The sequence below is a fragment of the Pontitalea aquivivens genome (assembly GCF_046507575.1).
Taxonomy (GTDB): domain Bacteria; phylum Pseudomonadota; class Alphaproteobacteria; order Rhodobacterales; family Rhodobacteraceae; genus Pontitalea; species Pontitalea aquivivens.
In genome coordinates, this window is sequence record NZ_JBKFEY010000009.1 from 18,190 (window position 1) to 38,656 (window position 20,467).

General features: G+C 68.8%; 16 protein-coding genes. 8 read left to right on the top strand and 8 right to left on the bottom strand.

Annotated features, from left to right (window positions below; genetic code table 11):
* Positions 1-8: 8 nt before the first annotated feature.
* Both ACK8OU_RS11375 and ACK8OU_RS11380 read left to right on the top strand, forming a co-directional pair.
* Positions 9-1,694 carry a thiamine pyrophosphate-binding protein gene (locus ACK8OU_RS11375; protein ID WP_410303545.1) on the top strand — a complete coding sequence of 562 codons (1,686 nt, stop codon included), beginning with the start codon at positions 9-11 and terminating at the stop codon, positions 1,692-1,694.
* Positions 1,691-2,686 carry a D-2-hydroxyacid dehydrogenase family protein gene (locus ACK8OU_RS11380; protein WP_410303546.1) on the top strand — a complete coding sequence of 332 codons (996 nt, stop codon included), beginning with the start codon at positions 1,691-1,693 and terminating at the stop codon, positions 2,684-2,686. The genes ACK8OU_RS11375 and ACK8OU_RS11380 overlap by 4 nt, the downstream gene beginning before the upstream one ends.
* Here ACK8OU_RS11380 and ACK8OU_RS11385 read toward each other — a convergent pair.
* Positions 2,646-3,587: a LysR family transcriptional regulator gene (locus tag ACK8OU_RS11385; protein ID WP_410303547.1), complete on the bottom strand. Its 942-nt coding sequence runs from the start codon at positions 3,585-3,587 to the stop codon at positions 2,646-2,648. The genes ACK8OU_RS11380 and ACK8OU_RS11385 overlap by 41 nt on opposite strands.
* 59 nt (positions 3,588-3,646) lie before the next feature.
* Here ACK8OU_RS11385 and ACK8OU_RS11390 point away from each other — a divergent pair, with 59 nt between their 5' ends.
* Positions 3,647-4,405 (top strand): sulfite exporter TauE/SafE family protein, encoded by a 759-nt coding sequence (locus ACK8OU_RS11390; RefSeq protein ID WP_410303548.1) that lies wholly within the window; start codon positions 3,647-3,649, stop codon positions 4,403-4,405.
* On the opposite strand, the gene ACK8OU_RS11395 is transcribed toward ACK8OU_RS11390, so the two are convergent.
* Together ACK8OU_RS11395 and pcaC are read right to left on the bottom strand one after the other, a co-directional pair.
* Entirely contained in the window at positions 4,383-5,726 is a 1,344-nt protein-coding gene (locus ACK8OU_RS11395; RefSeq protein ID WP_410303549.1) for a class-II fumarase/aspartase family protein, read from the bottom strand. The two genes, ACK8OU_RS11390 and ACK8OU_RS11395, sit on opposite strands and share 23 nt — an antisense overlap.
* Positions 5,727-5,738: 12 nt before the next feature.
* Positions 5,739-6,119: a 4-carboxymuconolactone decarboxylase gene (gene pcaC / locus ACK8OU_RS11400; RefSeq protein WP_410303550.1), complete on the bottom strand. Its 381-nt coding sequence runs from the start codon at positions 6,117-6,119 to the stop codon at positions 5,739-5,741.
* 207 nt (positions 6,120-6,326) lie between these two features.
* Here pcaC and ACK8OU_RS11405 point away from each other — a divergent pair, with 207 nt between their 5' ends.
* Together ACK8OU_RS11405 and ACK8OU_RS11410 are read left to right on the top strand one after the other, a co-directional pair.
* Positions 6,327-7,565, top strand: a complete 1,239-nt coding sequence (locus ACK8OU_RS11405; protein ID WP_410303551.1) for a metallophosphoesterase family protein — start codon at positions 6,327-6,329, stop codon at positions 7,563-7,565.
* Positions 7,562-11,002, top strand: coding sequence for an ATP-binding protein (locus ACK8OU_RS11410; RefSeq protein WP_410303552.1), 3,441 nt, complete (start codon positions 7,562-7,564; stop codon positions 11,000-11,002). The genes ACK8OU_RS11405 and ACK8OU_RS11410 overlap by 4 nt, the downstream gene beginning before the upstream one ends.
* A gap of 7 nt (positions 11,003-11,009) precedes the next feature.
* Here ACK8OU_RS11410 and ACK8OU_RS11415 read toward each other — a convergent pair whose 3' ends face one another.
* Positions 11,010-12,368: an SLC13 family permease gene (locus tag ACK8OU_RS11415; RefSeq protein ID WP_410303553.1), complete on the bottom strand. Its 1,359-nt coding sequence runs from the start codon at positions 12,366-12,368 to the stop codon at positions 11,010-11,012.
* 111 nt (positions 12,369-12,479) lie between these two features.
* Between ACK8OU_RS11415 and ACK8OU_RS11420 the strand changes: the two genes are divergently transcribed.
* Positions 12,480-13,340, top strand: a complete 861-nt coding sequence (locus ACK8OU_RS11420; RefSeq protein ID WP_410303554.1) for an AraC family transcriptional regulator — start codon at positions 12,480-12,482, stop codon at positions 13,338-13,340.
* A gap of 180 nt (positions 13,341-13,520) precedes the next feature.
* On the opposite strand, the gene ACK8OU_RS11425 is transcribed toward ACK8OU_RS11420, so the two are convergent.
* A complete protein-coding gene (locus ACK8OU_RS11425) occupies positions 13,521-14,408 on the bottom strand; it encodes a hydrogen peroxide-inducible genes activator (RefSeq protein ID WP_410303555.1) in 888 nt (295 codons plus the stop codon).
* Between the two features lie 151 nt (positions 14,409-14,559).
* On the opposite strand from ACK8OU_RS11425, the gene katG reads away from it, so the two are divergent.
* A complete protein-coding gene (katG, locus tag ACK8OU_RS11430) occupies positions 14,560-16,731 on the top strand; it encodes a catalase/peroxidase HPI (RefSeq protein WP_410303556.1) in 2,172 nt (723 codons plus the stop codon).
* 226 nt (positions 16,732-16,957) lie between these two features.
* Here the strand turns inward: katG and pcaF are convergent, their stop codons facing one another.
* Genes pcaF through ACK8OU_RS11445 form a run of 3 tightly spaced genes read right to left on the bottom strand, consistent with a single transcriptional unit; the run spans position 16,958 to position 19,561 of the window.
* Positions 16,958-18,157, bottom strand: coding sequence for a 3-oxoadipyl-CoA thiolase (gene pcaF / locus ACK8OU_RS11435; protein ID WP_410303557.1), 1,200 nt, complete (start codon positions 18,155-18,157; stop codon positions 16,958-16,960).
* A gap of 1 nt (position 18,158) precedes the next feature.
* Complete coding sequence (locus ACK8OU_RS11440) at positions 18,159-18,830, bottom strand: 3-oxoacid CoA-transferase subunit B (protein WP_410303558.1); 672 nt, start codon at positions 18,828-18,830, stop codon at positions 18,159-18,161.
* On the bottom strand, positions 18,827-19,561 hold the full coding sequence (locus ACK8OU_RS11445; protein WP_410303559.1) for a 3-oxoacid CoA-transferase subunit A: 735 nt from the start codon (positions 19,559-19,561) through the stop codon (positions 18,827-18,829). Before ACK8OU_RS11445 ends, ACK8OU_RS11440 begins: the two co-directional genes overlap by 4 nt.
* 124 nt (positions 19,562-19,685) lie before the next feature.
* On the opposite strand from ACK8OU_RS11445, the gene ACK8OU_RS11450 reads away from it, so the two are divergent.
* The gene (locus ACK8OU_RS11450) at positions 19,686-20,444 is read left to right on the top strand and encodes an IclR family transcriptional regulator domain-containing protein (RefSeq protein WP_410303560.1); all 759 of its coding nucleotides are present in this window, start codon (positions 19,686-19,688) and stop codon (positions 20,442-20,444) included.
* Positions 20,445-20,467: the final 23 nt, after the last annotated feature.

Below are 20,467 nucleotides of genomic sequence, written 5' to 3' on the forward strand. Positions count from 1 at the left end.
GAACCGTCATGGCCCTGCATGTCTATGAAACCCTGGCCGATTGTTTCACCGCCGAGGGGGTCGATACCTGCTTTGCCCTGCTGGGCGATGCCAACATGAACTGGGCCACGGCGCTGGCCATGCGCGGGGTGCGCATGATCCATGTGCGCCATGAACATTGCGCGGTGGCCGCCGCCACCGCCTATGCGCGCAAGTCGGGCAAGGTGGGGATCGCCACGGTCACCTGCGGGCCGGGGTTGACGCAGGTACTGACCGCGCTGCCCGCGGCGGTGCGCGCGCGCATTCCGATGGTAATCTTCGCGGGCGAGGCGCCGCTGGGCAGCGCCTGGTACAATCAGGCCATCGACCAGGCGCCTTTTGTCACCGCCACCGGCGCGCGCTATCGCGCGCTGCACCACATCCCCCGCATGGCCCAGGACATCCGCGATGCCTTTGTCGAGGCGCAGCAGGACCGCTGCCCGGTGGTGATCGGCGTGCCCTTCGACCTGCAGGCACGGGTGCTGGATGCCGCGCCGCCGCAGCCCGCGCCCTCGGCCAGCATCCTGCCGAAACCGGCGCCGATGCCGCCCCATCCCGACGATCTGGCGCGTCTGGCCGCCGAGATCGCGCGGGCGGGACGTGTGGTCATCATGGGCGGGCTTGGCGCCGCCGCGGCCGGGGCTGGCGCGGCCTGCCGTGCCCTGGGCGACCGGCTGGGCGCGCTGATGGCCACCACCCTGCCCGCGCGGGGGCTGTTTCACGGCGACCCCTTTTCGGTGGGCATCGCGGGGGGCTTTTCCACACCGCTGGCACGCGCGCTGTTTGCCAGGGCCGATCTGGTGCTGGCCTTCGGCTGCCAGCTGACGCAGCACAACCTTGACCGGGGCAAGTTGTTTCCCGCCGCGCGGATCATCCAGATCGACACCGATCCGCGCGCCATCAGCCAGGGGATGGCTGCGGCCAGCGATCATCTGCGCGGCGATGCCTGCCTTGTGGCCGAGGCGCTGGCCGCCGCCCTGCCCGCCCCGCGCCCTGGCTGGCGCAATGACCGGCTGGCCCGCGCCATCGCCACCGCCGCCCCCGACACCGCCAGCTTTCCGCCCGAACCGGGCCTGCTGGACCCGCGCGATGTGGCCGCGGCGCTGGATGCGGCCCTGCCGCAGGACTGGCAGATGGTCAATTCCTCGGGGCATTGTTCGTTCTTCTTCGCCCATATGAACCGGCCCCTGTCGCATTTCCTGACGATCCGCGAATTCGGCGCGATCGGGAACGGGATATCCTATGCCATGGGCGTCGCCGCCGCGCGGCCCGGCGATACGGTGGTGCTGTGCGACGGGGACGGGTCGGTCCTGATGCATCTGCAGGAACTGGAAACCATCCGCCGCCACGGGCTGAACATCCTGATCTGCGTGCTGAACGACGGCGCCTATGGGTCCGAGATCCACAAGCTGCGCGATGAAGGCCTGCCCGATGACGGCGCGGTCTTTGGCCGCTGCGATCTGGCCGCCATCGCGCGCGGCTTTGGCATCGCCGGGGACAGGATCGCGGATCTGGACAGCCTGCCCGAACGGGTGGCAGATTTCACCCGCACGGGCGGCGCCGCGATCTGGGATTTCGCGGTGTCCGACCGTATCGTGTCGCCCGTCATCCGGCGCGCCCATCCGGGGGGGCATGTCGGCACCGAACATCCCGTCGATACAGAGGGCTTGCTGTGAAGGTTCATATTCTTGACGATTGGTATGACGTGGTGCGCGGCCTGCCGTGCTTTGCCGCCCTTGCCGGGCATGAGGTCACCGTCTGGACCGACCGCCTGACCGATGAAGATACGCTGGCCCGCCGCCTTGCCCCCGCCGATGCGGTGGTGCTGTTCCGCGACCGCAGCCCGATCACCGCGGGCCTTGCCGCGCGGCTGAAGGGCCCCCGCCTGATCGCGATGCGCGGCCAGCACAGCCATGTCGATGCCGGGGCGCTGACGCGGGCGGGCATCCTGTTCTGTTCGCGGGTGGCCAAGGACGGCCCGTCCACATCAACCGCGGAACTGACCTTTGGCCTGATCATCGCCGCCCTGCGCTATCTGCCCGAACAGATCGCCTCGGCCCGCGCGGGTCAGTGGCAGGGCGCCGCACCGCTGGGGCGCAACATCGCGGGCAAGGTGCTGGGGCTTTATGGCTATGGCGGGATCGCGCGGACGGTGGCGGGTTACGCCCGCGCCTTCGGGATGCCGGTGCAGGTCTGGGCGTCGGACACGGGCCGCGAACGTGCCCGCGCCGATGGCGTCACCGTGCCCGAAAGCCGCGCGGCGTTCTTTGCCACGTCCGACGTGGTGACGATCCACAAACGCCTGATGCCCGCGACCAGGGGGGAAATCACCCGCGCCGATCTGATGGGGATGCGACCCGGATCGGTGCTGGTGAACACGTCGCGCGCGGGGCTGGTTGAACCGGACGCGATCCTGGCCGCGCTGAATGCCGGGCGGATCGGGCGCGCCGCGCTGGATGTGTTCCCCGCCGAGCCGGTGCTGGATGCGGCCGATCCGCTGCTGGGCCACCCCCATGTGATCCCCACCCCGCATGTGGGTTTTGTGACGCAGGAAGAGCTGGACCGCCAGTTCACCGAAATCTTTGCCATCGTGAATGCCTGGGCCGCGGGCGCGCCCACCGACATGATCAACCCCGCGGCCTGGTCTGGCGGTCCTGGCTTGTCGTGACATGGGCGCGGAAATTCCGGATCATCTCGGACTCGATCAGCCCCAGAAGTTCGGCGGCATTGTCCGACAGCGGCACCCCGCGACGCGACACGATGCCCAGCGTGCGTTGCAGCCGCACCCCCTGGAACGGCACCGACACCAGCGCCGCCGGCGCCATGGCGATCGCGCTTTCGGGAAGGATGGTCATCGCCGCCTTCTGTGCCGCCAGCCGCATCGCCATGGTGGCGTTCTGCACCTCAAAGTGCCAGCGGATCTGATCGCGCAATTCACCAAAGGCAACGTCCAGCAGCTGGCGGTTCTTGGATTGCGACGAAATCCGCGCCAGTTTCACGCCCACCAGATCCTCCAGCGTGACATGGCTGCGCGCGGCCAGCGGGTGATCGTGATGCACAAACAGGCGGTAATCCTCTTCCACAAGCGGGCGCAGGCGCAGGTCGGACAGTTCCACCGACACGATCGTCAGGCCGAATTCGGCATTGCCGCTGCGCACCGCCCCGGCGATGCGTGCGACGGGAATATCCAGCAGTTCGAAGGCAATGGCGGGGCGGCGTTCGGACATGCGCTGCATGATCGTGGGCAGCACCGAATTGGCGATCGAGGGCAGGCAGGCAAAGGCCAGCCGCTTGGCCTTGCGCTGCGCGCCCGCGCGCACCGATTCATAGGCATCCTGCAGCGATTTCAGAAGCGCGCGGGCCTCGGGCAGCAGGCCCTGGCCCACCGCGGTCAACGATACCTCGCGGCTGGACCGGATCAGCAGGGCCGCGCCCAGATCTTCCTCGATCTTGCGCAGCCGGTGCGACAGCGCGGCCTGGCTAAGGTGCAGCGCCTCGGCGGCGCGCTGGAACGATCCATAATCGGCAATGGCCACGAAGGCCTCAAGACCAAGGTAATCGACGCGCATGGGGCGGGCTCCGTCCAGGGTGGTGCCAGCGTAACGGCACAGGCGCCGGGGGCAAGGGCATGATTCCGTCGATATTCCTGCCCGAAGGCATGGGCGATCTGGTGTTCCTGATCCTGGCGGCGACCAGCTTCGTCGCCTCGTTCATCACGGTGGCCTTCGGCATCGGCGGCGGCGGGGTGATGCTGGCGGTGATGGCCACGCTGGTCCCGCCCGCCGCGCTGATCCCCACGCATGGGATCATCCAGATCGGGTCCAATCTGGGCCGCGCGGTGCTGACCTTTGGCCATATCTTCTGGCCCGCGCTGCCCGCCTTCACGCTGGGGTCGGTGCTGGGCGCGGTCAGCGGGGGGATGGTCGTGGTGAACCTGCCGCCCGCCTGGGTGCAGATCGGCATCGGCGGCTTTGTGATCTGGTCGGTGCTGGGCCGCCCGCCGCGCGGGGTGCGCGACTGGCCGATTCTGGTGGGGGCGGTATCGACCTTCCTGACGATGTTTTTTGGCGCGACGGGGCTGTTCGTGGCCACCTTCACCAAGGCCCAGAACCTGCCGCGCCATTCGCATGTGGCCACCCATGCCGCGCTGATGACGGTGCAACATGGGTTGAAGACGGTGGTGTTCGGGCTTTTGGGCTTTGCCTTCGCGCATTGGCTGCCCTTCATCGCGGCGATGATTCTGGCGGGGCTGGCGGGCACGATGGCGGGCAAGCTGTTGCTGAACCGGATCGATGACCGCCGCTTTCGCCTGGCGCTGGATGTGGTGCTGGTGGTGCTGTCGATCCGGCTGATCCATGCCGGGGTCAGCGATCTGATGGCGGGTTAGCGCGCGCCGCCTGCGCCACATCGGCGGCAAAGGCGCGGGCCTCGGCCGGGGCGGTGCCCAGCATCCCTTCGGGTGGCAGGTCAAGATCGGGAAAGTCGCGCGCGACAAGCGCGGCCAGCGGCTGGCCCGTCGCCAGCGCCTGCTGGCACAGCGCGGTGATGCGGGCCTGCGCCTGGGGGCGGGGCATGTGGCGGGCCAGCGCAAAGCTGTAGGCTTCGGCATGGATCACGCCGCCGCCCGCGGCCAGCCCGCGCGCCATGGCGTCCGCTTCGGGGCGCAACCGGTCCGCCAGATCGACCGCCAGCGCCAGCGCCCGCCCGGTGGACATGCAGGCCTGCGGCAGGGTCAGCCATTCCACGAACCACGCCGCCCCATCGCGTTGCTGCCGGTGCAGGCCGGCGCCCTGCAACGCGCCCGCCAGCGCCGCCACCTGACGCGCCAGCGCGACCAGCGCGGATGGCCCCACCGGGTTTTCCTTTTGCGGCATGGTCGATGACCCGCCCGCCCCGGCGATCCGCACCTCGGCAATGCCCGATTGCGACAGCAGGATCAGATCCTCGGCCATCTTGCCAAGGCTGGCGGTCAGCCCCGCCATCCAGCCCGCCAGCGCCCCGATCCGGTCGCGTTCGGCATGCCAGCTGTGGCCCGGATCGGCCAGGCCAAGCGCCTGCGCCAGGCCCGCGCGCACCGCCCCGCCCCGTGGCCCCATCGCCGCCAATGTGCCAGCCGCCCCACCCAGCGACACCACCGCCAGCGACGGCGCCAGTTCGGCCAGCCGCGCCCGGTGGCGCAGGATCGGCCGGCCCCAGCCCGCCACCACCGCGCCAAAGCTGGTGGGCGTGGCGATCTGGCCATAGCTGCGCGCGGCCATCGCCAGATCGGCATGGTCCTGCGCCAGCCGCCCCAGCGCCGCCGCCAGCCGCCCCAGCCGCGCATCCCACAGCGCCAGCACCCGGCGCAGCCGCAGCGCCAGCGCGGTATCCATGATGTCCTGACTTGTGGCGCCCCAATGCAGGTATTGCGCATGATCGGGCGCCTGCATCGCCTTGCGAAAGGCCGCGACCAGCGCGGGCACGGGCACACCGTTCACCGCCGTTTCCGCGGCCAGCGCGGCGGGGTCGATCTGCACCTCGCGCGATGCGCGGTCGATGAAGGCCGCCGCCGGGGCCGGGATCAGCCCCAGCGCGCCCTGCACCCGGGCCAGCGCCCCCTCGACCAGCAGCATGGCGCGGATTTCGGCGCTGTCGGTGAACAGGGCGGCGGTGTCGTCATCGCTGAAAAGACCGCGATACAGGGCACTGTCGGCGGGGGCTGCGGGCATCGGGGATCGCTTTCAACTGGCGGGCGGGGTTTGCGCGAAAATCTGTTTGGCGATGCGGATCGCGTGATTGGCGCGCGGCACACCGGCATAGATCGCCACATGCAGCAGCGATTCGATCACATCCTGCGCGGTGGCACCGGTATTGGCCGTGGCGCGGATATGCATGGCCAGTTCCTCATCCTGACCCAGTGCCGCAAGCAAGGCAATGGTCAGCATCGATCGTTCGCGGGGCGAAATCGTGTCGCGCGACCAGACATGGCCCCAGGCCGCCTCGGTGATCAGGGTCTGGAAGGGCGCGTCAAGGGCGGTGCGCGCGGCCTCGGCCCGGTCGACATGGGCATCGCCCAGGACGCGGCGGCGGGTGGCCATGCCGGTGGTATAGCAGTCGGTCATCGGGCGTGCCTTTCGTGAACAGCGGCCTTGGGGGCGCGGGCCATGCATCCCGCGCCCCCGGTCGGCCCAGTCTGCCACGGCGGACCGGCGGGGGGAACCGCCGTTACCACGGGCCGGGCCGATGGCTTGTCCATCCGCCCGGCCCGTGGCAAGCGGTTTCGTATTCCGCCGCGGCTTGCTAGCATCGGCGAAATTGCAGGGGCCGCCGTGATCAAGATATTGCATACCGCCGACATTCATCTGGATTCGCCGCTGAAATCGCTGGCGCTGCGCGATGCGGACCTGCGTGAGGTGGTGCAGACCGCCACCCGCACCGCGCTGCGCCGGATCGTCGATGCGGCCCTTGCCGAGGGCGTGGCGGCGGTGCTGATCGCGGGCGATCTGTTTGACGGGGCCGAACGCAGCGCCAGGACCGCCGCCTGGCTGACCGGCCAGCTGGACCGGCTGCGCGCCGCCGGGATCGCGGTGTTCTACATCAAGGGCAATCACGATGCCGAAAACCCGATCACCGGCGAAACCAGCCTGCCCGACAATGTGCATGTCTTCGATGGCCGGGGCGGCAAGGTGCAGCTGGCCGACACCGGGATCTGGATCCACGGCGTCAGCTTCAGCGGCCGCCACGCCCCCGAAAGCCTGCTGGGCAAGTTTCCCGCCCCGGTGCCGGGGGCGGTGAACATCGCGATGCTGCACAGTTCGCTTTCCGGGGCGGCGGGGCATGATGTCTATGCCCCCTGCGCCGTGGCCGACCTTGCCGCGATGGGGTTCGACTATTGGGCACTGGGGCATGTCCACAAGCGCCAGATCCATGCCACCCGCCCCTGGATCGTGATGCCCGGCTGCCCGCAGGGGCGCGACATCGGCGAGGCGGGGCCGAAATCGGCCAGCCTGCTGCGTATCGGCGGGTCCGGGATTGCGGTGGACGAGGTGCCGACCTCGGCCGCGGAATTTCTGGATCTTGCGGTCGATGTCACCGGGCTTGAAAGCGACGATGCGATCCGCCAGCACCTGCGCGGCCGCCTGCGGGGGATGGCGGGTGATCTGCGGTCGGATGCGGGGCTGGTGCGGCTGACGCTGACGGGGACCAGCGCACGGATGTGGCACATCCTGCGCGATCAGGACAACTGGGACGAACTGGCGCGGGCCACCGCGCGCGACACCGGATCGCTGTGGATCGAAAAGGTGGGCTTCGACCTGCGCGCCCCCCGGGGCGGGGGTGCCGCCCTGTCGGCGGTGGATGAACTGGGCCGGCTGATGGACACCATCCGCCACGAACCCGGCTTTCAGGCCGAGCTGACCGCGACGATTGAGGCGATGATGGCCGAACTGTCCCCGGGCCGCCGCGCCGCGCTGATCCCTGATGAAGCCCGCGCCACCGCCCTTGGCCAGCATCTGGCCGAACGGGGGGCCGCGCGGATCCTGGCGGCGATGAAGGGGGCGGCGGAATGATGCGCCTGCGCCGCCTGTCGCTGGATCTGTTCGGGCATTTTTCCGGCAAGACCTATGATTTCGGGCCCCCCGACCCCGGCGCGCCGGATTTCCATGTGATCTATGGCCCGAATGAGGCTGGCAAGACCACCACGATGGAGGCCTTCCTGCGGCTGTTATACGGCTTTCCGCATCACGATGCCTATGGCTTCCTGCATCAGCGCAAGAACCTGCAGGTGTCGGGCATTCTGGATATCGACGGCCAGTCGCGCGCGCTGACGCGGTTGCCCACGCGGGCGGGGTCGTTGCTGGATGACACCGGCACCCCCCTGCCCGAGGCGGTCCTGCAGGCCCATCTGGGCGGTCTGGCCGAGGATGACTATCGCCAGCTTCTGTGCCTGGACGATGAAACCATCGAACGCGGCGGCCAGGACATCGCCAACAGCAAGGGCGACATCGGGCGGCTTCTGTTTTCCGCCGCGGCCGGCGTCAGCGACCTGACCGGCGTTCTGGATCAGATCCGCGCGCAGGCCGATGCGCTGTATCGCAAGCGCGCCAGCACCACCGAAATGGCCCGGCTGCGCAAGGATCTGGCCGAGGTCGAGGCGCGCATCAAGGCCGCCGATATCCCCGCCACCGCCCTGCGCAGGCTGCGCCAGGTACATGACACCGCCCGCCAGGCCGAAGCCGCGATCCGTGCGGGCCGCGATGATCTGCGCCGCCGCCATGCGCAGGAAACCGCGCGCGCCGCGGCGCTGCCGCTTCTGGCGGAAATCGCCGCGCTGGATGCGGATCTGGCGCCCCATGCCGATTACCCCGACCATCTGGACATCAACCCCGAGGATCTGGTTGACCTGCTGACCCGCCAGACCCGCGCCCGCGCCGGTCTGGACCGGCAGGCCGGGGACATCGCGGATCTGTCGCAAAGGCGCGCCGCGATCACGCGCCACCCCGACCGGCTGGATCTGCGGCGCCAGCTGGCCGATCTGGCGGATCTGCGCGCCCGCCACACCACCGCCGACAAGGACCTGCCCCGGCGGCGCAAGACGGTGCAGGACCATCTGGACCAGATGGCCCGGATCGCGCGCGATCTGGGCGCGGGTGATGGCACCGAGCCCGTCGCGCTGGTGCTGCCGCAGGCCGGGCTTGCCGAACTGGCCCGCGCGCGCGATGCCCGGCACATGGCGGCGCGCGCACGGGACGCGGCGGATGCAGAGGTCGCCGATTGCGCCGACCGGCTGGAACAGGCCCGCGCCCGGCTGGCCGCGCTGGATGCGGGGGCGCCTGCGGCCACCGGACTTGGCGCCATTCTGGCGCGATTTTCGGTCGATACGCTGGCGCCAGAACACGCCGCCGCCTGCCGGGCCATCGCCGATGCGCGGCTGCGCCTGCGCGAGGCGCTGGATGCCCTGGCCCTGCACGACCGCGCCTTTGACAGCCTGCCGCCCGCCCCCCTGGCCACCGACGCGGCCGAGGATCTGGCCGCGCGCCACCGCAGGTCGACCGAACGCCTGGCGCTGGCGCGCGATACGCGGGACGCGCGCCAGAACGAACTGGCCGCGCTGAGCGCGCAGATCGACCGCGCCACCACCGGGCAGGGCCTGGCGGATGATGCCGCGGCCGCCCAGCAGATCGCGCAGCGCGATGACCTGTGGGCTCGCCACCGCGCGGCGCTGACGGCGGACACCGCCGAAGCCTTTGCCGCGCAGATGGCACGGGTGGATGCCACCGCCGCCGCCCGGCTGGCGCGCGCCGCCGATCTGGGTCAGCTGCGGCACATGCAGCTGTGCCAGGCCGAGCTGGCCGAACAGCTGCGCCAGGCGCAGGACCAGACCGCCGCGCTGGAAGGCGCGCTGCATGATCTGGACCGCGCCGTGGCCGATGCCGCCCGTGCCGCAGGCCTGCCCGAAACAATCACCGCCCCGGCGCTGGCCGGCTGGCTGCGCAAACGCGATGAGGCCACGCGCGCACAACGCCTGCTGGACCATGCCCGGGCCGATCACACCCCGGTGCTGGATCAGGCCGCCCGCCTGCAGGATGCGCTGACCCCGCATGTGCCACTGGAAACCCCGGGTTTCGACGCGGTGGTCGCTGCGGCCCGGGCCATCGCCCGCGCGGAACAGGCCCATGAAACCCAGCGCGCCACGGCGGACCGCGCCTGCGCCGATCTGGGCGCGGAACTGGACCGGCGGATCGCCCGGCGTGACGATCTGGCCCGCGATCAGGCGGCCGCGGCGGACCACTGGGCCGCGCTGGTCACCCGGGTCTTCGGCACGACGCTGGATGCGGATACGCTGGATCGGGGCTTTGACGGGCTGCAGGCGCTGCGCGAGGTGGATCTGCAGCGGATCGGCGCGGACCGGCAGGTCCGGGCGATGCAGGCCGATCAGGCAGAGTTTGCCGACCGCATCGCGGCACTGGCCCGGGCCCATGGCATCGACCCCGGGCCCGCCCCTGATGCCTTTGCCGCGCTGCACGATCTGGCCGAGGCCGCGCAGCAGGCCGAAACCCTGCATGCCGATCTGGGCACAGCGATTGCCGATGCGACAGCGGCGCGCGACGATGCCGCGCGTACGCTGGACCTTATCGCGCAGGATGTCGCGCGGCTGGGCGCGATCTTTCCCACCCATGTGCCCACCGACACCCTGGCCGACCTGCGCCACGCCGTCGCCACCGCGCAAGAGGTGATCGAAAAACGCCGCCGCCGCGCCGCGCTGGTGGGGCAGGTCTGCGCGGGCCTTGGCCTGCCCGATCTGGCCGCCGCGCGTCAGGCCACCGCCGATTGCACCGCGCCGGACCTGGCCGCAACCATCGCCACGCTGGAGGCGGATCTTGACGCGATCGACAGCCAACTGGCCCAGGCGATCGAGGCACGCAGCACCGCCGCGCATGACCTTGGCCAGATCACCGCCGACAATGACGTGGCCGCGCTGACCGAACGCAAGGCCACGCTGGAGGCGCAGATCGAAGATGCCGCGCTGCGCTATCTGGAACTGGATCTGGGCCACCGGCTGGCGGACGAAGCGATCCGGCGCTATCGTGATGCCCACCGCAGCACCATGATGCAGGCCACCGAACAGGCCTTTGCCGCGCTGACCAATGGCGCCTACACGCGGCTGATGTCACAGCCGCAGGGCCATGGCGAGACCCTGCTGGCGGTGGATGCCGCGGGCAGCGCGAAACAGGCGCAGGACATGTCCAAGGGCACAAGGTTTCAACTGTATCTGGCGCTGCGGGCGGCGGCCTATGAACAGTTGGCCGCGCAGGGCGTCTGCCTGCCGTTCTTCTGCGACGACATCTTTGAAACCTTTGACGAGGATCGCACCCGCGCCGCCTGTGGCCTGATGGCGCGGATCGGACGGACGGGCCAGGCGATCTACCTGACCCATCACCGCCATGTCGTCGATATCGCGCGCGCAGCCTGTGGCAGCGGGGTCAGGGTGCACGAACTGGGCTAGGGCGCCGTCACAGCCAGCCCAGCAGCCGCCACCAGACCCAGTCCAGCGGCACCAGCGCCACCAGCGTGATCGCCGCCAGGGGCACGGTCACCCGCACGATATGGCGCATCTTTTCGCCCGACAGCTGCATCGCCAGGATCAGCGGTGCCAGCTGATAGGGAAAGACCGCGCTGGAAAAGCCCAGAACCTGCGTCATCAGCACCGCATCCAGCGTCATGCCCGTGGCATTGGCCAGATCCTGCGCCATCGGCGTCAGCACCGTGGGCACGCCGGGATTGGTGGTCACCAGCCCGGTCAGCAATGACAACGCCGACAGCGAGGCAAAGTTGACAAGGCTGCGCCCTTCCTGCAGCGGCAACAGGTCCTGCAGCACGCGGCCCACCACCGCCCCCAGCCCCGAGGCATTGACCAGCGCGCCCAGCCCCAGCGCCGCCGCCACGAACAGCACCATCCCGAAATCGACCGAGGCGTTGAAGTTCCTGGGCGCGATCACACCCACCCGGGGCAGCAGCAGCACCACCGCCGTGGCAATCCCGATCCAGGCGGGGCCGACGCCGTGGATCGTGTCGGTCATCCACAACAGAAGCGTCACCCCCAGCACCAGCGCCAGGCGCCATTGCGGCGCGGTCAGCGGGCCTGCGGGGGCCGTTGCCTCATGCGCCGTGGCGGCGATGCGTTCGGGGAACAGCATCACCACCAGCGCGATCGCAATGGCCGATTTCACCACCCCCAGCACCGGATAATGCAGTGCCAGATATGAGGTATAGGAAAATTCGACGCCATAGATCGTCTCGGCCGCGCCGGCCAGGATCATGTTGGGGATGTTCGAGGGCAGAATCGCAAAGCCGGGCATGTTGCACGCCAGCGCCAGCGCGACCGCAAGCCCGATGCGCCCGCGCGACCCCGCCTTCAGCCCCAGTTGTTCGGCCAGCGCCATGCCCACCGGCACCAGCACCACCGCGCGCCCCACCGAGGACGGCATCACAAAGCCAAGCGCCATCGCCACCACGGTCATCACCGCCACCAGCCGCAGGTAGCTGTGCCCGACACAGGGCGCCAGCACCCCCGCCAGCCGCGCGCCCAGCCCGGTTTCCCGGATCGCCGCCCCGATTACAAAGCCCGAAATGATCAGCCAGACCGCGGCAGAGCCAAAACCCGCAAAGATCAGGTCAGGCGGCGCCAGCCCGGAAATCAGCACCGCGCCGAAAAAGATCAGCGCGGTCACGAAGGGCGGCACCAGACCCGTGCTCCACAGCGCCAAGGTGACGACGATCACCGCGGCGCTGGCGCCAAGGGGTTGGGCCACCGGACCCAGCAACAGCCACAGCGCAAGGCCGCAGGCGGCCAGAAACAGATAACGCGACATGCCCCCGATCAGCATCGGTTCCCCTTTCCGTGGTGCAACGAACAGGCCCCGGGCTTGCCGGGGCGGCCGGTCCCACCTAAATCAGCGCGAAAGGCGTGAAAAGGAACTATCTTGCCAAAACATGTCGCCAATCCGCCAACCGCGCCCCGCAGCGCCCACAAGGGCGCCCACAAGCCCGCGGGCGATGGCGATGGCGCGCCGCGGCTGGATCCGGTGGACCTTGCCTATCTGCGCGATCCGGCCCGGCCCGTGCTGGCCCATGCCCGCGACCTGGCCGCCGGGTCGGTGGTGCCGCGCCACGCCCATCCGCGCGCGCAGCTGCTGCGCGCGGCCAGCGGGCTGTTGCGGATTGCCACCGAAGATGTGGTCTGGCTGGTGCCGCCGGGCTTTGCCGTCTGGATCCCCGGCGATGTCACGCATGAGGTCTGGATTGAAACCGATGCGCGGATGTCGAACCTGTATTTCGACCCCAGCGTCGCGGTGCGCCCCACTGCCACCTGCGAGGTTCTGTTCGTCTCGCCCCTGCTGCGGCTGGTGATCGAACGGATGCTGGAAGCCCCGGGCGCGGACCCGTTCCGCCATCTGGGCGCGGTGGCGCGCGATGAAATCGCCCGCGCCGGGGCCGCGCCGCTGGACCTGCCGGCAGGCAATGATCCGCGCCTGCGCCGGATCACGCGGCATCTGGGCCGCTTTCCGCAGGATGACCGCACCCTGCCCGAACTGGCGGCCGGGGCGGCGGCCAGCCCGCGCACGATCGAACGGCTGTTTCGCGCCGAAACCGGGCTGGGCTTTCGCCAGTGGCGCACCCGGGCGCGACTGATGCAGGCGGTGGCGCGGCTGGAACGGGGCGAAAGTTCCACCCGCATCGCCTATTCGCTGGGCTATCGCAGTGTCAGCGCCTTCGTGGCGGCCTTTCGCCGCGAATTCGGCCGCACGCCGCAGGCCTGGTTCCGCGACCCGGCCCCGGACTGAGACACAGGCGCGACCGAACCGTTGCAAGGGCCGGGCAATGAACGGTGCCCACGACCTGATGCAGGGGTTTGCCACGTTCCCTGCCCCGCCGGTTTCGTCGCCGGCCCTGCTGACCGCTGTTTCCGTTGCGCAAGCGCGAACCGGCGCACGGCACCGACCAGCCGCCACCGCGCGGCGCCCCTAACGTGCGGCGGCCTTCACCATGTCGATCAGCGCGGTGAACTGCTGGCCCAGCGGGTTGGTCCTGCGCCAGACCAGGCCGATGGTGCGTTCAGGCACCGGCGCGGGCAGGCGCGCGACCGACACCGGCGCGGTGCTGGTTTCGATCGCCACCGCCATCTGCGGGATCAGCGTGACCCCGATCCCCGCCCCCACCATCTGCACCAGGGTGGACAGGGAACTGCCTTCCATCAGGTCGCTGGGGGCGGTCGCGGACATCTTGCAAAACGACAGGGCCTGATCGCGGAAACAGTGCCCCTCTTCCAGCAGCAGCAGGCGCATGGTGCGCAGGGTTTCCGGGTTCGGCACCGGGCGCGCGGCGTCGGTAGCGGGGCGGACCAGCACGAATTCCTCGGTGAACAGCGGATGTTCGGCCAGCGAGGGTTCGGATACCGGCAGCGCCACGATGGCCACATCCAGCCGGCCTTCGTTCAGATCCTCGACCAGCTTGCCGGTCACCGCCTCACGCGGGCGCAGGTCAAGATCGGGAAAGCGCGCGCCCAGCACCTGGATCACCCGGGGCAGCAGATAGGGCGCGACCGTCGGGATCACCCCGATCCGCAACCGCCCCGTCAGCGGCCCGGCCGAGGCGCGGGCCAGATCGGCCAGATCCTCAATCGCGCGCAGGATCGCATGGGCGCGTGCGGCAAAGGCCTCGCCCGTCGCGGTCAGCCGGATCTGGCGCGCGCCCCGTTCGATCAGCGGCGTGCCCAGGATCTGTTCCAGTTCCTTCATCTGCAGCGACAGCGCCGGTTGCGAGATGGAACAGGCCTCGGCGGCGCGGCCAAAATGGCCGTGCTGGGCAAGCGCCTCAAAGTAGCGCAGGTGGCGGATCGAGATTTGATTCATAAAACTTTCATATCGCAGCGATTAGAAAATGAAAATTCTATTTATCAAACGCCTGTGCTATCCGTGATTCCAATCGACAGGGGGGCGCGGATCTGCGATCCCCCGAACGGTTCAAAGTTGTGACGTTTGATGGCCTTGGCCGGAGGAAAAGATGGACGGAAACGATATGAAAGCAACGGGCAAATGCCCCGTCATGCACGGCGCGAACACCGCGTCGGGCACCTCGGTGATGGATTGGTGGCCCAATGCGCTGAACCTGGACATCCTGCATCAGCACGACACCAAGACCAACCCGCTGAACGGCTTCAACTATCGCGATGCGGTCAAGGATCTGGACGTGGCGGCGGTAAAGGCGGACCTGACCGCGCTGATGACCGACAGCCAGGATTGGTGGCCGGCGGACTGGGGCCATTACGGCGGCCTGATGATCCGCATGGCCTGGCACGCGGCGGGGTCCTATCGCGTGGCCGATGGCCGTGGTGGCGCCGGCACCGGCAACCAGCGTTTCGCGCCGCTGAACAGCTGGCCGGACAACGCCAACCTTGACAAGGCCCGCCGCCTGCTGTGGCCGATCAAGAAGAAATACGGCAACAAGCTGTCCTGGGCCGACCTGATCGTCCTGGCCGGCAACGTGGCCTATGAATCGATGGGGCTGAAAACCTTTGGCTTCGCCTTTGGCCGCGAAGACATCTGGCACCCCGAAAAGGACGTCTACTGGGGTTCGGAAAAGGAATGGCTGGCGCCGTCCGACAGCCGTTACGAGAACGTCGAAGATCCCTCGACGATGGAAAACCCGCTTGCTGCCGTGCAGATGGGCCTGATCTACGTCAACCCCGAAGGCGTGAACGGCAACCCCGACCCGCTGAAGACCGCGCTGCAAGTGCGTGAAACCTTCGCCCGCATGGCGATGAACGACGAGGAAACCGTGGCGCTGACCGCCGGTGGCCACACCGTCGGCAAGACCCACGGCAACGGCCGCGCCGAAAACCTGGGCGCCAGCCCCGAGGCGGCAGATGTGACCGAACAGGGCCTGGGCTGGAACAACCACACCAGCCGCGGCATCGGGCGCGACACCGTGACCAGCGGCATCGAAGGCGCCTGGACCACCCATCCGACGAAATGGGACAACGGCTATTTCGACCTTCTGTTCAAATATGACTGGTGGCTTCAGAAATCGCCCGCCGGCGCCTGGCAGTGGGAACCGATCGGCATCACCGAGGAAGACATGCCGGTAGACGTGGAAGACCCGTCGATCCGCGTCAAGCCGATCATGACCGATGCCGACATGGCGATGCGTTTCGACCCCGCCTATCGCAAGATCGCCGAGCGTTTCCGCGACGACCACGCCTATTTCAGCGAAGTTTTCGCCCGGGCCTGGTTCAAGCTGACCCACCGCGACATGGGGCCGAACAGCCGCTACATCGGGCCCGAAGCGCCCGGGGAAGTGCTGATCTGGCAAGACCCGGTACCCGCGGGCAACGCGTCCTATGACGTGGTGTCGCTCAAGACCAGGATCGCGGCGTCCGGCCTGTCGGTTGCCGACATGGTTGCCACCGCCTGGGATTCGGCGCGCACCTTCCGCGGGTCGGACTATCGCGGTGGGGCGAACGGTGCCCGTATCCGTCTGGCCCCGCAAAAGGACTGGGAAGGCAACGAACCGGCCCGTCTGGCGCGCGTTCTGTCGGTGCTGGAACCGATCGCGGCGGCAACCGGCGCCAGCCTGGCCGATGTCATCGTGCTGGCGGGCAACCATGGTGTGGAACAGGCGGCCAAGGCCGCGGGCTTCGACATCGAGGTGCCCTTCGCGCCGGGCCGCGGTGACGCGACCGACGAGATGACCGATGCCGACAGCTTCAAGTGGCTGGAGCCCGTCGCCGACGGCTTCCGCAACTGGCTGAAAAAGGACTATGTCGTCAGCCCCGAGGAACTGTTGCTGGATCGTGCGCAGCTGATGGGCCTGACCGCGAACGAAATGACCGTTCTGATGGGCGGCATGCGGGTGATCGGCACCAACTTCGGCGGCACGGCGCATGGCGTGTTCACCGACCGCGTCGGCGCGCTGACCAACGACTTCTTCGTGACGCTGACCGACATGGGCTTCAAATGGGTGCCCAAGGCCAACAATCTTTATGAGATCGTTGACCGTCAGTCGGGCGCGGCCAGGTTCACCGCGACCCGTGTGGATCTGGTGTTCGGCTCGAACTCGATCCTGCGCTCCTATGCCGAAGTCTATGCCCAGGACGACAATGCCGAAAAGTTCGTGCAGGACTTTGTGGCGGCCTGGACCAAGGTGATGAACGCCGACCGCTTCGATCTGGCATGATCCGACATTGCCCCCCGCGCCACGGCGTGCGGGGGGTAAACCGATCCCCGGGGCCCGTGCGTGCGCGCATCCCGGCGTAACCCCGGCCCGTTTCGGCCGGGGTTTTTCGTTGCGCCGCGACGGCACGATCAAAAAGCCCTGCCCTGCCCGCCCTGCCCTGCCCCAAGGCCGGACAACAAAAAACCCGGCGGGGGAACCGCCGGGTTCGGATCATGTGCGCGCCGGATCAGACGCGTTCCAGCGCGATGGCGATGCCCTGGCCCACGCCGATGCACATCGTCGACAGCGACCGCCGCCCGCCCGTCGCCGCCAGTTCCAGCGCCGCGGTGCCGGTGATCCGCACCCCCGACATGCCCAAGGGGTGGCCAAGCGCGATGGCGCCGCCATTGGGGTTCACGCGCGGGTCATCGTCGGCGATGCCCAGCTGGCGCAGCGTGGCGATGCCCTGGGCGGCAAAAGCCTCGTTCAGCTCGATCACGTCGAAATCGGACTGCGCCAGCCCCAGCCGCGCCATCAGCTTCTGGCTGGCCGGCGCCGGGCCGATGCCCATGATCCGCGGCGGCACGCCCGCCGTGGCCCCGCCCAGCACACGCGCGATGGGGGTCAGGCCATGCGCCCTGGCCGCCGCGGCCGAGGCCAGGATCAGCGCCGCCGCACCATCGTTCACACCGCTGGCATTGCCCGCCGTGACCGAGCCATTGGCGAACAACGGCTTCAGTTTCGCAAGCGCCTCGGGCGTGGTGGCGCGGGGGTGTTCGTCGCGGTCCACGACCAGCGCGTCGCCCTTGCGCTGCGGGATGGTGACGGGGATGATTTCCGCCGCCAGCCGCCCGTTGGCCTGCGCCGCGGCGGCCTTCGCCTGGCTGGCCAGCGCCATGGCATCCTGCGCGGCGCGGCCGATGCCGTAATCATCCGCCACGTTCTGCCCGGTCTGAGGCATGGAATCGGTCCCATAGGCGGCATGCATCGCCGGGTTCACGAAGCGCCAGCCAATGGTGGTGTCATAAACCGCATTGTCGCGCGAAAAGGCGCTGGCCGCCTTGGGCATGACAAAGGGCGCCCGGCTCATGCTTTCGACGCCACCGGCGATCATCAGATCGGCCTGGCCCGCGGCAATCGCGCGCGCGGCCATCAGCACCGCATCCATGCCCGACCCGCACAGCCGGTTCACGGTGGTCCCCGTCACCCCCACCGGCAGCCCCGCCAGCAGAACCGACATGCGCGCGACGTTGCGGTTATCCTCGCCCGCCTGGTTGGCACAGCCATAGATCACATCGTCCACCGCCGCCCAGTCGACGCCCGCATTGCGCGCGATCAGCGCGCGCAGCGGCACCGCGCCCAGATCATCGGGGCGCACCGCCGACAGGCTGCCGCCATAGCGGCCAATGGGCGTGCGGATGTAATCGCAGATGAAAACCTCGGTCATGTCACAGCCCCGGAACGATAAGATCGGCGACCGGGCCGGGCGTCAGCAGATCCGCCCCGGTCAGGGATTGCAATTCGTCGAATGACAGGCCGGGCAGCTTTTCGCGCAGCACGAACCGCCCGCCTTCGATGTCGATCACCGCAAGGCTGGAATAGATCCGCGTGACACAACCCACCCCGGTCAGCGGCAGGGTGCAGCGGCGCAGCAGTTTCGGCTTGCCATCCTTGGTGACATGGTCGGTCATCACCGCCACGCGCCTGGCACCATGCACCAGATCCATCGCGCCGCCCACCGCCGGAACCCCGCGCGGGCCCGTGGACCAATTCGCCAGATCGCCGTTCTCGGCCACCTCATAGGCGCCCAGGATCGCCACATCCAGATGCCCGCCGCGCACCATGGCGAAGCTGTCGGCATGGTGGAAAAAGGCCGTGCCGGGCTTGATCGTCACGGCCTTCTTGCCGGCATTGATCAGGTCCCAGTCCTCGGCGCCCGGGGCCGGCGCCTCGCCAAAGCCAAGGATGCCGTTTTCGGTATGAAAGATCGCCTCGCGGCCCGGCGGCTGAAAGCGCGCCACCATTTCGGGAAAGCCGATGCCAAGGTTGACATAGGCGCCATCGGCAATGTCCTGCGCCGCGCGCCAGGCCATTTGCGTGGGGGTCAGTTTCACGGTCATTGCGCCACCTTCGGATAGACCGCGCGGGCGCGGTTCAGGTCTTCTTCCTGCGCGGGGTCGGGCACCTCGACCAGGGCTTGCACGAAGATGCCGGGGGTCACCACGGCTTCGGGGTCGATTGTGCCGGGGTCGACGATGCGCGACACCTGCACCACCGCATGCGCCGCCGCCATGCACATCAGCGGGCCAAAGTTGCGCGCCGCCATGCGATAGGTCAGGTTGCCCAGCCGGTCGCCCAAATGCGCCTTGACCAGCGCCACATCGGCCTTCAGCCAACGTTCCTGCACATAGGACCGGCCGTCGAATTCCGCCACCGGCTTGCCCGCCGCCAGATCGGTGCCATAGCTGGTAGGCGTGTAGAAGGCCGGTATCCCCGCCCCGCCCGCGCGGATGCGTTCGGCCAGCGTGCCCTGCGGCACCAGTTCCAGTTCGATCTTGCCCGCCTGATACAGTTCGGTGAACACCACCGGATCGGCGGAACGCGGGAAGGAACAGATCAGCTTGCGCACCATCCCCGCCTCGATCAGCGCGGCAAGGCCGACATGGCCGTTGCCCGCGTTGTTGTTCACCACCGTCAGATCGCGCGGGTGGCCGGTGGCCAGATAGCGATCAATCAGCGCATGGATCAGCTCGATCGGCGCGCCCGATCCGCCGAAGCCGCCGATCATCACGGTCATGCCATCCTGGATCCCCGCCACCGCCGCGGCAAGATCCGGCACAGTCTTGTCCATCTGCAATCCTCCTGTCGGCCCGGTTGGCGGCCGCAGCTTGGGGATAGGTGCACGGTGCCGTTGCGTCCAGCCAAAATGTGCGATATGGTACCTTTGTTCACATATCGCACAAATCCGGGGGGCCATGATCACCGAACGCGACATCATGGGGGGGCTGGCCAAGGGGCTGGCGGTGATTGAAACCTTCACTGCCGACCGCCCCCGCCAATCGATTGCCGAGGTCGCCGCCGCATCCGGGCTGGACCGCGCCACGGCACGGCGCTGCCTGCTGACGCTGGCCCATCACGGCTATGCCGATTACGACGGCAAGTTCTTTACGCTGACCCCGCGGGTGCTGCGGCTGGGCACGGCATGTCTGGCTACGATGCCGCTGCCGCAGATCGTACAGCCGTTGCTGGATGACCTGTCCGACCGGATCGGGCAAAGTTCATCGGTCTCGATCCTGGATGGCGCGGAAATCGTCTATGTCGCGCGGGCGGCGCAGCGGCGGGTGATGTCGATCAACCTGATGCCCGGATCGCGGCTGCCCGCGCATTGCACATCGATGGGCCGGGTGCTGCTGGCCGCCCTGCCCGAGCAGGCGGTGCGCGATCTGCTGGCGGCCCATCCGCCCGGGGCACGCACCCCGCGCACCCGCACCGACCCCGATCAGATCCTGGCCGAAATCGCCCGCGTCCGCGCCCGGGGCTTTGCCGTGATCGATCAAGAGGTTGAGACCGGCCTGTGTTCCATCGCCGTGCCCATCACCAACGCGCGCGGCCAGGTGGTGGCGGCGCTGAACGTCGGCGTGTCGGCCTTTACCATGCCCGCCGCCGATCTGCAGGCCGCCTTCCTGGCGCAGATGCAGGACGTGCAGGCCCGGCTTGCGGGGATGTTGCGCTAGGGGCCCAGATCGGGCTTGCGTTG